This window comes from Leeuwenhoekiella sp. NPDC079379 (genome assembly GCF_044542075.1).
In the GTDB taxonomy this organism is placed as follows: Bacteria; Bacteroidota; Bacteroidia; order Flavobacteriales; family Flavobacteriaceae; genus Leeuwenhoekiella.
Window position 1 is genome coordinate 9538 of the sequence record NZ_JBITTU010000008.1, and the last position, 17707, is coordinate 27244.

The following is a 17707-nucleotide window of genomic DNA, read 5'->3' on the forward strand; positions in this document are numbered from 1 at the left end:
GTGAGGTTCTCAATCCTAATAATTGTGCCACTACTACTGTAACTGTTGTAGTTGCTGCAAGTGATCTAGTTGCAACTAACGATGACTTTAGCGCTAAACCAGTGAACGGAGCAGATGGTGGAGTTGCTGGTAATGTCTTAGGAAATGACACCTTGGATAACGCTGCGGTTTCTCCTACAGATGTAACAATATCTCTTGCAGATAATAGTGGACTAAGCGGAGTAGCAATTAATAATAATGGAAACCTAATTGTGCCACCAAATACTCCCGCTGGCAGCTATACCATTACTTATTCAATCTGTGAAAACTTAAATCCAAATAACTGCCAGACAGCAACAGCCACAATCGTGGTTGAAGCTAGTAGCTTGATTTTAGTGGATGATAATTTCAGTAGCATACCTATTAATGGAATTACTGGTGGAATTGCAGGTAACGTATTAGACAATGATACGTTAGATGGAGATCCAATAGATTCAGCAGATGTAAATGTTACACTTTCTGATAATGGAGGGTTAAATGGAGTATCTGTAAATAGTAATGGTAATATAATTGTACCACCAAATTCTAAAGCAGGAACCTACCGTGTGACATACACTGTTTGTGAAAATTTAAATCCAAATAACTGTACAACTGCAACTATAACAATAGTAGTACTTGAATCGAGTATGCAACTTATTAAAGATGCTATGTATGTAGATGCAAATGCAGATGGTATTGTAAACCTTGGTGATCTTATCACATATACGTTTACGGTTACCAATACAGGTAACACAGTTCTTAACACCATCTCTATTGATGATGCTGAGATTGGGATAACTGGTTTAGAAATTACAAATTCAACTTTAACACCTAGAGAAGAAGGTTCTGCTACGGTAGATTATCTAATCACGCAACAGAATATAGATGATGGTCAGGTCGTTAACTCTGCAACAGCAACAGCAACTGATGACAGTAACAATATTATAACTGATATTTCAGATAGCTCAAATCCTGCTGATGAAACTGGTGGAAATGCTGATCCTACTGTAACCCTATTAAATGCAAACTCTAATTTAGACCTGCTTAAACGAGTAAGCTATGCAGATACCAATGGAGATTCAATTATTAGTGCGGGTGATGTTTTAACCTATCGCTTTACGGTAACTAATAACGGAAGCACAGCAATTAACGATATTTCAATTTTAGATGATATGGTTGCGGTTACCGGCGGGCCAATTGATCTAGAGCCTGGTGAGAGCAACTTGAACACGTTTAGTGCTACCTATGTAATCACCCAAGCAGATTTACTTGCAGGAGAGGTTGTTAATATTGCTCTAGCGACGGGTACAGATACTAATGGTATTGTAATAGATGATTTCTCAGACGATCCGGCTGAAACTGCCAATTTAGACATTGATAATGATGGTGATTTTGAAGATCCTACCACGTTTGTGATCACTGCTAATCCTAGCGTTGAGTTATTAAAAATGGCTGAATATGTAGATTCAAATAATAATGGAATTCCTGATTTTGGAGATACTATTAATTACACCTTTCAGATAAATAATACCGGGAATGTTACTTTGAATAACATTACAATTACAGACAATAAAGTAAGCATAGTTGGCGGACCTATTACTCTGTTACCTGGTGAATCTGATTTCACTTCGTTCTCTGCAGTATATCAAATCACACAGCGCGATGTTAGTACAGGTTACGTAGACAATACAGCTACGGTGACCGGTACCACTGAAAATGATGTGCTTATTACAGATATATCTGATGATCCTACAAATAATACCAATGAGGATTTAGATGGTGATGGTGAACCAGATGATGTGACCAGAATGGTACTTTCTATAGAAGACATTTTTGTATACAATGTAATTACGCCAAATGGAGATGGTATTAATGATGAGTTAACTATAGGTGCAATCGAGCGCTTCCCAGATAATACTCTAAAAATATTCAACCGTTGGGGTGTAGAAGTGTTTAGTCAGGATGCCTATGGTCAAGCCGGAAGCCCAGCATTTACAGGATATTCTAATGGTCGTACAACTATAGACGGCAGTAAATTATTGCCTACCGGGACCTATTACTATGTCCTAAACTATGCAACCGCAAACGGAACTCCGCGTTCTAAAGCAGGATACATATATATCAATTAGAAGTATATAGAGAACCCATCTTTATTAAAATTTTAAAAAGAAGAATGTGAGTATATTCAATAAATATTTAATCATTGTAGCACTACTTTGCTGTACTTTAGGATTTTCTCAACAAGATCCGCAGTACACACAGTATATGTATAACCCATTAGTTATCAATCCGGCTTATGCGGGAAACCGCGGTGTAACCAGCATTTTGCTCTTACACCGTAGCCAGTGGGTGGGTCTTGATGGTGCGCCACGTACTCAAAATCTTTCGGTACACAGTCCTATAGGTTTAGGCAAAGTCGGCCTTGGTTTTAGTCTTGTTAATGATGCCTTGGGTCCTGCACGGGAAACTTATTTTAACGTAGATTTTAGCTATACATTAGAAACGGGTGCCGAAGGGAAATTTAGCTTCGGAATTAAAGGATCCTTAAATGTACTGGATGTAGACTTTAGCCGAACCAATCCTTTTAATTCGGGAGATCCTTTTTTAATTAATATTGATAATAAGCTTTCTCCTAATGTGGGTGTAGGTATATTTTACCACGATTCTAAATTTTATGGAGGATTGTCTGCCCCTCAACTCTTACAAACCAATCATTTTGATAGAAGCGGTACGGCAGGAGCAGAAACATTTTTAGCAGAAGAGCGTATTCATTATTATGGTTTAGCAGGTTATGTTTTTGATTTAAACAGGAATGTAAAATTTAAACCTTCTACATTAGTTAAAATGGTTGCGGGAGCACCACTCGCAGTTGATGTAAATGCAAACTTTTTGTTTTATGACAAATTAACCTTAGGCGCATCCTACAGGTGGAGTGCTGCTTTGAGTGGTTTAGTAGGCTTTCAGGTTAATGACGGCTTACTCATAGGCTTTGCATACGATCGAGAAAGTACAGATTTAGGCAATGCGACTTACAATGATGGTACCTATGAATTGTTTTTACGCTTTGAATTATTCAAAGAATATAATCGTATGCTTACACCTCGATTCTTTTAAGATTAATTTTTAATTCAAAATAGCTTTTAAGTATAGACTGATTTTTAAAAGGCGAAACCACATAAACAAATCCGTATTTGATAAAACAAATACGGATTTCTCTATTTTCACCATTTTTATTTAAGAAAAAAATCATTTTTAAATCTAAATAGCAAGTAACCAATATTTGTTGGAAGAGTTAAAGGAACTGATTTCCTGATTAAAAATTCCACATTAAAAGATCCTCATAATTGATCTTCAATCACCTTTTAGAACTATTTATACTATTAGGGTCAAACCATTCACATTTAACTTTAAATTAATATAAAATTTAAAGAATACGAGTTGAAAACCACGTGGTTTATTACGATTATCACCAATCGTGCTTCAAGATTTGCAGTGTTTGCTTCATTTCTTTTAGTGCACATGTAACCCTTCACATACATTTGTTTTATTGCAGCTTGTAAAAAAGCCAGTATTAATAACAAACAACATTAAACGATTTAATTATGAGTAAACTCAAACTCGCATTATTTGCACTAATTGCAATGCTCGGGCAAATTGCATTTTCGCAAACAACGACCATAACAGGTGTTGTTTCTGACGATAATGGCACCCCGCTTCCTGGAGCCTCAGTTGTAGTTGTAGGAACCAATAATGGTTCACAAACAGACTTTGATGGAAATTACAGCATTACGAATGCTCCTTCAGACGGAAAACTGGTTATAAGTTTTGTTGGCTTTTTTACGCAAACGATTTCAATAAATAATCAGAGTACTATAAATATTCAATTAAAAGAAGATACAGCTCAATTGGACGAGGTTGTTGTTGTGGGTTATGGTACCCAACGTAAAGAATCTGTCACAGGTGCTGTCTCCTCAATATCTGCAGACGAAGTAACCGCATTACCTGTAGTAAGTTTTGCAGAAGCTCTACAAGGTAGAGTTCCCGGCATACAGGTTACAAATTCAGGTGGTCCCGGTACAGACCCTATTGTACAAATTAGAGGTGTGGGTTCTATAACCTTTGCTTCTACCCCACTTTATGTTGTTGATGGCTATCCTGTGGGCGGCCTAGGAGATTTTGATAATAACGATATTGAATCTATTTCGGTATTAAAAGATGCAAGTGCTGCTGCTATTTATGGTTCAAGAGCTGCAAATGGGGTTGTTCTTGTTTCTACTAAAAAGGGGCGAGCAAACGGAAAAGTAGAATTTACATATAAAGGTTTTACAGGCTTTTCTGATGTTCCTAATACATTAGACTTACTTAATAGAGAGCAATACTTACAATTTGGCCGTGAATTATTAAGCAATGCAGGACAGGCAGAACCTGCACGTTGGGCAAATTTAGACACTCCTATTTACGCAGGCGCAACTCAAACGTTTGCACAAACAGATACAGATTATCAAGACGCTCTTTTTCAATCTGCAGTGACTACTTCACATCACATTGATCTTAGAGGAGGTTCAGATAAATCTCGCTTTTATGGTTCTTTTGGTTACTTTAAACAAGAAGGTATTGTTGTAGGAACCGGTTTTGATCGTTATAACTTCAGAATAAATTCTGATCATGAGATAACAGACTGGTTAAGTATTGGAGAATCATTAACACTTGCAAACGGAAGAAGAGAAAATGAGGGGGAGCCTGGTGGTCGTACCAGTATTCAGAACACTATACGAGGTGTCCCTTATATACCCTTACGTGATCCTACTTTAGCTGGAGGCTTTAGATCTCCTGACGGTGCAGATGGCACAGACCCTGTAAACCCGCTTATTTCTAGTCTTCTCAATACAAATGAAGATACTAACGTACGTATTTTAGGTACGGCATACGCAGATTTACGTTTAGTTAAAAACTTAAAATACCGTTTTACATTTGGTCTAGACTGGACAAGCGCTACAAATAGCGACATACAACCTATTTATTTTGATGGTTTTACGGGCAATAACGAAAATAAAATAAGAAAAACTACCAGTACGTTTTCAGGGAATTACTTTTCTAATCAGTTGAATTACGAAAATAGCTGGGGAGATCACAATCTAGATGTTTTAGCAGTTGCAGAACGACAAGATTTTCAGCAAACAACCCTTGAGGGTTATGGTGAGCGTGATAGCAATACCATTAATGTTTTACAGGGTACAGTAAATCAAACCACTAGTTCTACATTAAGCGAAAGCAGCATTTTTTCCTTTTTAGGAAGGGTGAATTATGATTTTGGCGGTAAATATTTATTTAGTGCTTCAATAAGACGTGATGGTTCTTCTAAATTTTCAGATGATAACAAATGGGCAACCTTTCCGGGTATCTCTGCAGGCTGGAATTTAGCACAGGAATCTTTTATGGAAGATGCAGATAACATCACAGAATTAAAACTTAGAGCAAGCTGGGGTAAAATGGGCTTTGAAGGCATTGGCAATTATGAAAGTAATGCCGGTATAAGTACAGACACCTACGCAGTTATTAACGGACAAGTGGTACAAGGTGCATTTTTTCAAAGTTTAGCAAATAGCGCCTTAGAATGGGAAATTACTGAAATGACTAACATAGGTATAGATCTGGGTTTATATCAAAACCGAGTACAGTTTACTGCAGAATATTATAAGAGAACCACAGATAACCTTATCCTAATTGTTCCCACAGCAGACTCTCAAGGTTTTCAAGGAAATACACTTGCAAACGTAGGTGCTATGGAAAACTGGGGACTTGACTTTTCTGGATCTTATTACTCTAAACCGGGCACCGCTTTTCAATGGAATGCTAGTGCAAACATTGGTATTTTTAGAAACACCGTTAATGGTTTAGGATCAGGCCCTATTTTTGGCGGAAGGAATGCAGACTTTGGTGATACAGATATTACAAGAACAGCTGTGGGTGATCCTATACAGTCTTTCTATGGGTATCGTGTTGAACGTATTTTTCAAACACAAGCAGAGATTGATCAATTAAACGCAGCATCGCCTAACGGTGCATATCAAGTTGCTCAGACTGCTCCCGGAGATATTAAATTTAAAGATTTAAATGGTGATGGCCAGGTGACTCCAGATGATAGAGAAGTAATAGGAAGCTTTATACCAGATTTTAGCTACGGGTTAAATTTTGATGCAAACTATAAGAATTTCTTTATGAGTATGTACTGGTACGGTAATCAGGGTAATGATGTTTATAATGCGCTACAGGTTACACGACAAGGTGGTGTGCGTCTTTTTGGTCACGATGTAGCAGTTTTAGATGCGTGGACACCAGAAAACACAAACACAAGCATACCTCGTATGATAAGTGGTGATCCTAATGCAAACAATAGAACTTCAGATCGCTATCTGGAAGATGCATCTTTCTTAAGATTACAGAATTTAAAAATAGGATATCAGTTTCCTGAAGAATGGTTAGGCAGAACTTTAAATGACAATATTAGTAAACTAACTATTTATGTTTCAGGTAACAATCTGGCAACGTTCACAAAATACTCAGGTTATGATCCTGAGATAGGTGCAAGAGGAAATAATTTACGCGTACAAGGTGTAGATTATGGTCAATACCCAAGACCACAATCGTTTTTATTAGGTCTTGAACTCGGATTTTAAAAAGAAAAAAATTATGAAAAATATTAAAACAATTGTTACGCTGTGTGTTGGATTTTGGGCAGTCACAGCTTGTGATTCAGAGGATTTAAATCTTAAAAACCCAAATGATTATTCGGTACCCACTTATTACCAAAATACAGCAGAATTATTAGCGGGTACAAATGCTATCTACGCTACTATTCAATCAAATCAAATGTATGCCCGTGAATTCTGGTTTTTACACGATTTACGAGGCGATGATAATAAATCTGGAGGTGGCCAGTTAGAATTACCAAGAGCAGCGCTTTTAACCGGTACAAATAATGCAGACAATGCCGTTGCTACGGCAGTCTGGAAAGGTTCTTACACCGCAATTCTACGTGCAAATACAGTTATAGAACGTGGTGCAGAAACTCCAGACATCTCTGATGCAGATCGTAAAACTCTAATAGGTGAAGCAAAATTTGCCCGTGGTTGGATGTTTTTTGAATTAGGTTCCCTTTGGGGCGGTGTACCGCTCGCTACAAAAGTAGCTACAGATTTTAATGAAGGTTTTCCTAAAGCTACACAAGAGGCTGTGCTTAATCAAGCAATCACAGATCTTAGTGAAGCCGCCGAAGCTTTACCTGTCGCATCAAACACGACTATAAAAGGTCGCTTTTCTAAAGGTGCAGCTCTTGCGATGTTAGGTCGCGTATACATGTACACTGGTCAATATGGCCTTGCAAAAGATGCATTTGACGCTATTGTAGATTCTCAAGAGTATAAATTAATAGACCAATACGATGAGAATTTTCAAGAAGAAAATGAATTTAACGACGAGTCTATTTTAGAAATAGGATATGCTAATGTAGGGGGTTTTGACTGGGGCGGTACTGGAAATGGCACAAATGAACAAGCTGTAAGAACTCAGGAATATTCTCATATAGGATGGAGAAACCTAATACCTTCTAATGCCTTACTAAACGATTTTGAGCGTGTATCTAAAGGAGATGCTAAGAACGATCCTCGTTTTGCAATGAGCTTTTATAAAACAGGAGATATGTTTAATAACGGCACAGAAGTGGTACCTGCTGCACAGGGAGAAACTACCACATTTGAGGGAGAGACTACAGAAATAAGCTGGAGAAAATACTCATTAATGTACAAGGAAAATCCGGGCGGATTTAAAACAGGCGGTATTAATATGCGTGTAATTCGTTATGCAGAAGTACTGCTTAATCTTGCAGAATGCGAACTTGAAGCTGGTGATCCTGCTCGCGCAATCACTCTAATGAATCAAGTAAGAAGTCGTGCTAGCGTAAATATGCCGGGCTATCCTACCACAGCATATCCCGTAGGATCTGAACAACAGATAATGAATGCAATTATGCACGAAAAACGAGTAGAATTAAGTTCTGAACAAATTAGAAACAGAGATATTTTAAGATGGAGAAAAGAAGGAAAATTTACAGCTGAACCTCTTGCTAATTTTGAGCAAAAACTGCTGGTTTTACCTATCCCTCAATCTGAAATTGATAATAATCCTGCCTTGACACAAGCTGATCAAAATCCTGGTTATTAAATCTAAATTATTTATTTGCCTTTGTTTCAAAATGCCGTGATCTGCTAGTTGATCATGGCATTTTGCCATTATAAGAATGTTATCATTAAATCCTTACATTTCTTTATGCTTAGAATCGTCAACCTTTTATTATGCATTATACTAATTTCCTGTACAGATAAATCTGCAGAATCTACCATGTTTGTTAAGATTCCCGCACAGATATCTCATTTAGATTTTGAAAATACTCTAGTAGAAAATGAGTTATTCAATATTATGGATTATCAATATATGTACAACGGTGGCGGTGTGGGAGTGGCAGATTTTAATAGTGATGGTTTACCTGATGTCTGCTTTACCGGTAATATGGTGAGTAGCAAAATTTACATCAACCAGGGCAATCTACGTTTTAAAGATATAACCGAAACCTCAGGCTTTACAACAGATAAATGGTGTACAGGTGTATCAATCGTAGATATAAATAATGACGGTAAACCAGATATACACATATCGACTGCGCACGATCTTAATTTAAAGGAATCTAAAAATTACTTCTACATCAATAAGACAGATGTAGACGGAACAGTAAAATTTGAAAACCTTGCGGAAGAAATGAATTTAACAACTACGGGCTACGCTATACAGGCAGCCTGGTTAGATTATGACAAAGATGGCGATCTGGATATGTATCTGGCAACAAACTCAAATGAAAACTACCCTAAGAACAATCCGTTTGGGCAGCGCAAAGATGGCACAGGTAATAGCACAGACCATTTGTTTCAAAATCAGGGGTTAAATGAAAACGGCATTCCGGTTTTTAAGGAAGTCTCTGCAGAAGCCGGTATTCAAATTGAAGGATGGAGTTTGGGCCTTAAAGTGCTTGATATTAATCAGGATGGCTTCCCAGATATTTATGTGGCAAATGATTTTATGTCTAATGATATTCTCTATGTTAATAATGGAGACGGAACCTTCACCAACAAGATAGAAACTTATTTTAAGCATCAAAGCCATAATAGTATGGGTATAGATGCGGCAGATTTAAATAACGACGCCCTGTTAGATTTGGTAGTTCTCGATATGCTTCCAGATGATAACGTGCGTAAAAAAACCATGTTTTCAGAAATTCCTTTTGATCGCTTTAATACCGCTATCAAGTCTGGTTATCAGCCCCAATTTGTGCGTAATGTTTTGCAAATAAACACTGGCGACAACTTTTGTGACTTGGGCTATTTTTCAGGTATCGCGGCAACAGACTGGAGCTGGTCTCCTTTGATAGCAGATTTTGACAATAATGGTTATAAAGATATCTACATCACAAACGGCTACAAAAAAGACATCACAGATATGGATTTTGTCGATTTTAATAATTCGGCAAGTAGTTTTGAATCACGCGATAAACACATTGAAAAATTACGCTCAGAATTGGCAAAAATGCCAGGTGTAAAAAAATCGAATTTCTATTTTAAAAATGACGGCTCTAATAAATTCTCAAATCAAACTAAAGCCTATGGTTTAGAATTACCCTCCTACTCTAATGGCGCTGTCTATGCAGATTTTGATTTAGATGGTGATCTGGATATGATTACAAATAACATAGATGAGCCTGCTTTTCTATTTGAAAACACCACGTTCAAAAAGGAAACAACCGCACATAATTATTTAAAATTAAACTTTCAGGCAAATGGGCAAGATCTGGGAGTAAAGGTGTGGTTGTATGCTCATAACGGTGTTCAGTTTTCAGAATTGTTTCCGCATCAAGGTTATTTATCTTCTTTTGAACCTTCGCTGTATTTTGGTTTAGGGAAATCGCAGCAAGCCGATTCTATACGTATTTTGTGGCCAGATAATACCACCATCCTTTTATTAAATGTCGAAAAAAACCAGGTACTTACACCCACTAAAGGAACAGAATTTATAGCAGGTCAAAATATACAAAAACCTAAATCTTCCTATTTAACACATTATGAAGCAAACGGTTTAAACTTCATTCCTAAAGAAACTACGTTTAACGATTTTAAAAAATGGCCGTTACTCTTTAGAACACACAGCAAACCAGGACCAGTTATAATTACAGGAGATAGCAACGGTGACGGGATTGAAGATGTATTTGTAGGCGGATCGAAAAATCAAAGAAACTATCTCTATTTACAGTCCAAAACAGGTGATTTTAATCTGAAAAAGGAAGATAAGATAGCTTTAGACTCAATTTCTGAAGTTTCTGCAGCCTTATTTTTTGATGCTGACGGCGATACAGATCTTGATCTCTATATCGCCTACGGGAGTTCTGAACATTACTTTGATACCAGTCTTTATCAAGACAAGCTTTTTATAAATGATGGTGTAGGTAATTTTACCTATTCTCCCAATAACTTGCCTAAAATTGAATTTCCTACTAATACAGTTGTACAAATTGATTATGATCAAGATGGAGATCTCGATCTCTTTGTGGGCGGAAGACTAAACCCTAATAATTACCCACATGCTCCGCGATCGTATCTTTTAGAAAACACTAACGGTATTTTTAGAGATGTTACTGCTAAAAAGGCGCCAGCACTTTTAAATCCCGGAATGGTAACGGGTGCTTTTGCACAAGATCTCAACGCAGACGGCGCTACAGATCTGGTTCTCGTTGGCGAATGGATGCCTATACAAGTCTATTACTCTAAAAATGGTAAACTCATACCAGACACCTCAGCAAATGGTTTAGCTAAGACAAATGGCTGGTGGAACTGCATAAAATCTGCGGATTTTGATGGTGACGGAGATTTAGATTTTGTCGTAGGAAATTGGGGACTTAATAACCCATTTAAAGCTTCGGTAGAAGAACCGCTGCATATTTATGCTAAAGATTATGATTCTAATGGAAGTATTGAGCCTATAATGACTCAATTTATTGATCACAAAGAATTTATAATGCAGCCCAGAAACACGCTTATAAGTCAGATACCTATGATACGTAAACGTACAGGATCCTATAAAATGTACGGCAGCTCAACCTTTCAGCAACTTTTTGAAACCGTAAAATTTACTTCCGAAGAAATTTTAAATACCTATATATTACAATCTGTATATGTTGAAAATCTTGGCGACGGTACATTTAAATATACTGCTCTTCCTGATGAAGCGCAATGGGCTCCTATTTTTGATTTTGAGTTTATAGATATAAATGCAGATAAAAAACTTTATATTCTCGCAGTGGGAAATTATAAAGATACTGAAGTATTAACGGGACAATACGATGCAGGAAATGGTTTATGCCTTATAAATAGTGGACATAATACCTTTACAGCTGCAAATGCTACAGAAAGTGGTTTTTATGTACCTGAAGAAGCTAGGAAAATTGTAAAACTGAAAACTGAAGATTCTAAGGATTTATACATTGTGAGTCTTCAAAATGCTCCTTTAAAACTATTTAAAACCCGATAGAACTAGAAATGCTAACATTCAATAAAAACCTGAAGCTACTAAAAACACATTATACACGTGATTTTTAGCAAATTCAAGGAATAGCATTTATTGTAAACTATTTAATTCTACGCTGTTTCAGGTCGGTTTCTATTTGAGTTTCTGCTTTTTTATTAATCTCGTAGAAAAACAATAAGCCTATACCTATTAAAAAAGGTATTGCAGGATAAATACTCACAAGCAAACGGGTTCCTTGTATAGCGCTTTCGGGCTGTATAAGTGCTTCTCCTGCCACTGCAGCTTCTTTAGTGATATAGTTATACAACCCTAAAATCCACGTGACTAAAGCACTCCCAATACTTAAGCCTCCTTTTAATCCCACCATCATTGCCGAAAATATGATAGCTGTTGCTCTTCGGTTATTTTTCCATTCAGAATAATCTGCAACATCTGCGATCATTGCCCAAAGCAAGGGTATGGTTAACCCGTAAAAAAAGCCGTGTAAGATTTGTGAGAGAAATATTAACCCTACAGACTCTTTTGAAAAGAAATAAAAAGCAATTATAAAAAGAGTTGATAAAAACAATGCCACACCAAAAACATCCCGTTTTCCGTATTTATCTGCAAAACGTTTTGAAAACGTAATTCCTACAATCATAAAGATTATACCGCCGGCATTAAATAGACCAAAGCCTGCAGAAACTGGATTTTCACCAAAGAAATTAACACCTATAGAATTTAAAAAATCAAGTATGGGTTGTATAAACGTAGTAAGCGCATTTGGGTCTACATAGTTCTTAAAATAATAGACATACGAACCCCCTTTCATTGCCAGCGTTATAAAAACTAATGTTGTTAGCACCAGCATAATAACCCAGGGTCGGTTTTTAAATAAATCACCCAGGTCTTCTTTAATACTTGACTTTTGATCTACAGATGGTACAATGCGCTCTCGAGTAGTTAAAAATGTAATAATGAGCATTATCGTTCCTATTATGGCCAGCCAGGTCATTACAATCTCAATTCCTACTGCTTTATCGCCATCACCTGCAGATTCAATTATAGGTAACATAAATACCTGAACAAAAAACTGAGCAAACATAACTGCCACAAAACGATAGGCAGATAAACTGTTACGTTCTCCCATATCTCCTGTAATTACCCCGCTGAGTGCAGAATAAGGAAGATTATTAGAAGCGTATAAGAGCAATAATAATGTGTACGTTACTACCGCATAAATCACTTTGCCTTTGTACTCAAAGTCTGGAGTTGTAAAAGCCAAAAGAGCCACAATACCCAGCGGTACCGCCGTCCAGATTATCCACGGTCTAAATTTACCATACTTAGACCTGGTACGATCTGCTAACGCGCCTATAACAGGATTAAAACCAAAAGCAGCCACCAGTCCTACGGTAAGTATAATTGCTGAAGCATCATTTGCCTTTAGACCATAGATATCTGTATAGAAATAGGCCAAATAAGTCATCAACGTTTGAAAAACCAAATTTGCTGAAAGATCGCCCAGGCTGTAGCCTATTTTTTCTTTGATCGATAATTTTTGTGAATGGGTGCTCATGAAATATGTGGTAGGGTATTTATTAGTTTAAGAAGAGCTTGTTTGCCTGATTTTGAATCAACACATTTTGAAAAAGAAACAGACTAAAAACCATTTTACGCCAATACATCGATTTCGTAATTAGTAGATTTAGTACAGCTGATTTCATTCTTAATTCAAGAGATATAGTGTTTAAAAAACACCTGTTGTTAGAACTCTAAAATTCGCACAATTAAAATATACCGAATACTAACTATGAAGCACTTGTTAAAACATTTGTAGCTAAATGCAGCAAATACGGGATTTACAAGCTCTATTTAAGCTCTGTAGGCAGAACTCCAAAATGAGCTTTAAAACATTTTGTAAAATATGACGGGGAAGAGAATCCCACTTTAAAACACACCTCACTTATCGAGGCATTACCACTTTCAATAAGTTCTTTTGCTTTTTCAAGGCGTATTTTTCTCAAAAATTCATTAGCAGAATTACCTGTTAGAGCCTTAATTTTTCGATATAATTGACTTCTACTTAAATTAAGTTCTTCGGCCAGATTCTCTACTGTGAGATTTTCATCAGAAATATTTGTCGTAATATACTCCAGCACTTTTGTAATAAATTTTTTATCAAGCTGTGAGGTGTTTTCGGGAATCATGACGTTGTTAGAGTCCTTTAAATACTTATTAAGAAGTACCTGACGGCTTAAAATAATCTGACGTAATTGTGCCTTTAAAATTTTCATATCAAAGGGCTTGTTAAGGTATACATCTGCACCGGCATCTATACCGGTCACCCAATCTTCAGTCATTGCTTTTGCAGTTAACATAATTAGCGGAATATGACTGGTTTTTAAATCGGCTTTTAGCTGTGCGCAAAATGCAAAACCGTCTAACTCTGGCATAACAACATCTGTGATAATTAAATCGGGTATTTTCTTTGAAGCTAGAGCTAAACCTTCGGTGCCGTTAGACGCTTCTAAAATAAAATATTCTGCTGAGAGTTCGTTTTTGAGGTAATTTCTTAACTCTGCATTATCCTCAACGATAAGTAAACTTTTTAAGTCACTGTCTTTTAATAATTCTGAAACAGAATCTCTTTGAGTTACACTATTCTGTTGCGTTGCTGCACTTTCTTGCGGAACTAAAAACAGTTCATTTGCACTAAAATGTGCATAACCTAACGGAAAAAATAACCTAAACTTAGTCCCTACTCCTTCTTCACTTTCCACTTCTATTTTTCCTTTAAGAAGGTCTATAAAATTTTTAACCACTTCGAGACCTATACCTGTACCGCCGTAGTATTGACTGTTCATTTTTTCAACTTGATAAAATCGCTCAAAGATCTTATCTACTTCTTCTTTTTTGATTCCTAAGCCAGTATCTTCAACCTGTATTTCTAATGCAGAAACCGGGTCGTTCTCATCTACCAGTGGAAGAATAATTTTCTGATTGCACCTGTACACGCTCACTGAAATACTGCCGGAGTCTGGTGTAATTTTAAATGCGTTTGAGAGTAAATTGAATAGAATTTTCTCAAGCATAGAGGGATCACTCCACAGTGACACATCAACCTCATCGGCCTCTACGTCAAGTACTATGTTTTTAAGTGAAGCTTCTTCTTCAAAATGAGAAGCAATTTCTTTGACAAAAACTCCCGCATCTAATTTTGAAGCTTTTACCGAAAATTTATTGATCTCAAGCTTTCTAAAATCCATAAGTTCGTCTATAAGACGTTTGAGACGGTTTGTATTTTTATGAATGATAGATAGCTTATCTGTAACGGGTTTTGGCATTTTAGAAAAACCACCATCTATAATATCTTCTAACGGATTTAAAATTAGAGTGAGTGGCGTTCTAAACTCATGTGAGATATTAGTAAAAAACTGAAGCTTTCTATCATTTAATACCTCTTCCTGTATTCTCCTGTCACGTTCTGAAGCTATAGCACGCTTTTCGGCAACCCTTTGTTTAACAAGATTGTATATAAAAAAGGAAATTATTAGCAGTGCAAATAAGTAAGCAGCGATAGCCGTATTTGTTGACCACCAGGGACGTAAGACTTTTATTTTTAATGTCTGCGGAATTTCATCCCAAACGCCATCATTATTAGCTGCTTTCACTTTAAATACATAATCCCCAGGTGCTAGATTTGTGTATGTAGCGCTTCTGCTCTGACCTACATAATTCCATTTTTCATCAAAACCTTCTAGATAATACGCGTATTGATTTTTTTCAGACCGTGTAAAACTAATTCCTGCATATTCTATTGTAAATACAGATTGTGCACTGGTAAGGGTAAGCGCCTCAGTTTGCGAAATAACTTTTTTTAATGGTGAGCCTTCGGTGTTAGGAATCACAGACTTATTAAAGAGTTTAAAGTCTGTAAAATAAACCTGCGGACTGTAATCGTTAAAACTTATATTTTTAGGGTTTAAATAATTTATACCCTCATAACTACCAAAATATAAATAGCCGTTTTCATCTTTAAATGATGCATTATAATTAAAATCATTAGCCAAAAGACCATCTTGCTTATCGAAATTCTTAAACGTTCCTGAATCGGTATTTAGTTGCGTAAGACCGTTATTTCCACCTACCCATATATTACCTTGATCATCTTCTAATATAGAAGCAATCGTTTCTTGCCCCAGGCCGTCGTCTCCTGTAAACCATATAAACGAATTGTCATTAGGATTGTATTTACACAAACCGGCACCTATAGTTCCTACCCAGATAGAACCTTTTGAATCTTCAAATAGCGATGCGATGATGTCAATCTCTGTTCTGTCTGCTAAATTCTGACGCATTTTTTCCTTAAAAGAAACTGCACGCATAGTACCATTTAAAAGCTGTTCTACTTTATACAAACCACTTGTAGTGCCCAACCATACTCCATCGTTATTGTCTACCATAACAGTACGCACGTCGCGCTGGCTCGCTAATGGATTAGAAAATAACTGGTCGTTAACGTGGGTGAGTTTTTTAGTTTGTGGATTATAGGAATGCAAACCCATAAGAAAGGTCCCTATCCAGATTGTACCTTTTGAATCTTCTGCAAAACTCATAACACGGTTTGATTTTAAACCACCATCAGTATTAGAGACGTTGTATTGTTTAAAAGCTAAAGTGTTTTCAGGCAGATAGAAAATTCCAGAATTCCAGGTGCCTACCCAAATTGTGTTTTTACTATCTATAAATAGTGTAACAATATCGCGGGCATTTAGGTTTTTAGCGATAGGGTTTTTAGGATCTGTAAGGTGGGTTATATTTTTGCTTTCTGTATTATAAACATCAACACCACCACCGTCTATACCTATCCAGATATTTCCTTTTTTATCGTTTATTATACCTGTTACCGAAGAGCCGTGTAGCGAATTATTAACATTAGGAAGGCTTTCTATGTCTTTAAATTTGTCATACAATTTGTCGTAAACTGCCAGCCCCTGATTGTAATACCCTATCCAGATACGGCCTTGCATATCTACAAATAAAGACCATATTGAATTTGCCTTTATACTTCCTGTATCAAATTTATTATGCCTGTAATTTTTATAAATCTGATCGTTTTTATCAAGAACAAAAAGTCCGTCATTTTCAGTTCCACATAGCATTTTACCGTCTGGTGCCTGCGCTATAGCAAGAATACGTTTATCAGTCACCTCATAACTTAGTATCGTATAATTACCTCGCGCATCAAAGCTTATTTTAAACAGTCCGTTTGCAAAGGTTCCCACCCATAAAGCGCCAGTGTTGTCAAAAAATAAAGTCTCAATATGATATGATATAAGTTTATCGTCTTGTTCATACTGGGCTAAAACAGGCTCTACGACAGCACCTGTATATTTGAAAAGTCCCTTGTTTGTACCTATATATAAATCACCATACGTACTAGTAACAATGCTGTTAACTTCTAACGAATTAATTTCTGAAAACCGTACCGGCACCTGATATCCCTCAAGGGTTCTAAGGTTTACTTTAAAAAGCCCGTGATAATGCGACCCTACCAGCAGGTTCCCATTTGCATCTTCCTGTATGGCTCTAATCTGAATGTTTGAAACCTCGAGCGAGTCTATATAAAGCTTCACCTCTTTAAAGTTATCGTAATCACGATCATATAAGTTTAAGCCATAATTTGTACCTGCCCACAAGCGATTTTGCTTATCTATAAATAATTTATGTATAAGTGAGCTACCTAAAGAGTTGCTATCATTAAAATTCTGCTTGTACGATGTTAAGTCGGCACCATTATATCTATTTATGCCTACGCCATTTGTACCAAACCAAATAAAACCAAGACTATCTTGAACAATTGTAGAAACAGCTCGTTGTGTATTGCCGTTTGCAATGTTTAAAAAACGGTACTCTTCCTCTACTTCCTGAGCAAATACACTATTGTATAGAAGTAAACTTAATATAACAGCTATCTTAAAAGATACTCTAATCTTCATAATTCTATAAAAGGAAAAGGTACAGGTTAATTCTTTTTTTGGCACGTGTAGGGAGTTCAATAATTTAAAAAAAGAAATTCAAA

Annotated in this window: 7 protein-coding genes; 5 read left to right on the plus strand and 2 right to left on the minus strand. The window is 36.5% G+C overall.

Going from position 1 to position 17707, the window contains the following annotated elements; all coding sequences use genetic code 11:
* The 5 genes from ACIGAM_RS14300 to ACIGAM_RS14320 form a co-directional block, all read left to right on the plus strand.
* Positions 1–2147 (plus strand): gliding motility-associated C-terminal domain-containing protein (locus tag ACIGAM_RS14300; protein WP_396512157.1); only part of this gene is annotated, 2147 nt, incomplete at its 5' end.
* Positions 2148–2199: 52 nt separating this feature from the next.
* Positions 2200–3132, plus strand: coding sequence for a type IX secretion system membrane protein PorP/SprF (locus ACIGAM_RS14305; protein WP_396512293.1), 933 nt, complete (start codon positions 2200–2202; stop codon positions 3130–3132).
* A 488-nt stretch (positions 3133–3620) separates the two neighbouring features.
* On the plus strand, positions 3621–6695 hold the full coding sequence (locus ACIGAM_RS14310; protein ID WP_396512158.1) for a SusC/RagA family TonB-linked outer membrane protein: 3075 nt from the start codon (positions 3621–3623) through the stop codon (positions 6693–6695).
* A gap of 13 nt (positions 6696–6708) precedes the next feature.
* On the plus strand, positions 6709–8238 hold the full coding sequence (locus ACIGAM_RS14315) for a RagB/SusD family nutrient uptake outer membrane protein (RefSeq protein WP_396512159.1): 1530 nt from the start codon (positions 6709–6711) through the stop codon (positions 8236–8238).
* A gap of 105 nt (positions 8239–8343) precedes the next feature.
* Positions 8344–11646 (plus strand): VCBS repeat-containing protein, encoded by a 3303-nt coding sequence (locus tag ACIGAM_RS14320; RefSeq protein ID WP_396512160.1) that lies wholly within the window; start codon positions 8344–8346, stop codon positions 11644–11646.
* A 97-nt stretch (positions 11647–11743) separates the two neighbouring features.
* On the opposite strand, the gene ACIGAM_RS14325 is transcribed toward ACIGAM_RS14320, so the two are convergent.
* The gene (locus tag ACIGAM_RS14325; RefSeq protein WP_396512161.1) at positions 11744–13201 is read right to left on the minus strand and encodes an MFS transporter; all 1458 of its coding nucleotides are present in this window, start codon (positions 13199–13201) and stop codon (positions 11744–11746) included.
* 292 nt (positions 13202–13493) lie between these two features.
* Positions 13494–17624: a two-component regulator propeller domain-containing protein gene (locus ACIGAM_RS14330; RefSeq protein ID WP_396512162.1), complete on the minus strand. Its 4131-nt coding sequence runs from the start codon at positions 17622–17624 to the stop codon at positions 13494–13496.
* Between the last annotated feature and the right edge of the window lie 83 nt (positions 17625–17707).

Excerpts from the sequence above, each read along its gene's own strand:
- ACIGAM_RS14310 (WP_396512158.1), top strand. The coding sequence starts at position 3,621 with ATGAGTAAACTCAAACTCGCATTATTTGCACTAATTGCAATGCTCGGG.
- ACIGAM_RS14315 (WP_396512159.1), top strand. The coding sequence starts at position 6,709 with ATGAAAAATATTAAAACAATTGTTACGCTGTGTGTTGGATTTTGGGCA.
- ACIGAM_RS14320 (WP_396512160.1), top strand. The coding sequence starts at position 8,344 with ATGCTTAGAATCGTCAACCTTTTATTATGCATTATACTAATTTCCTGT.
- ACIGAM_RS14325 (WP_396512161.1), bottom strand. The coding sequence starts at position 13,201 with ATGAGCACCCATTCACAAAAATTATCGATCAAAGAAAAAATAGGCTAC.
- ACIGAM_RS14330 (WP_396512162.1), bottom strand. The coding sequence starts at position 17,624 with ATGAAGATTAGAGTATCTTTTAAGATAGCTGTTATATTAAGTTTACTT.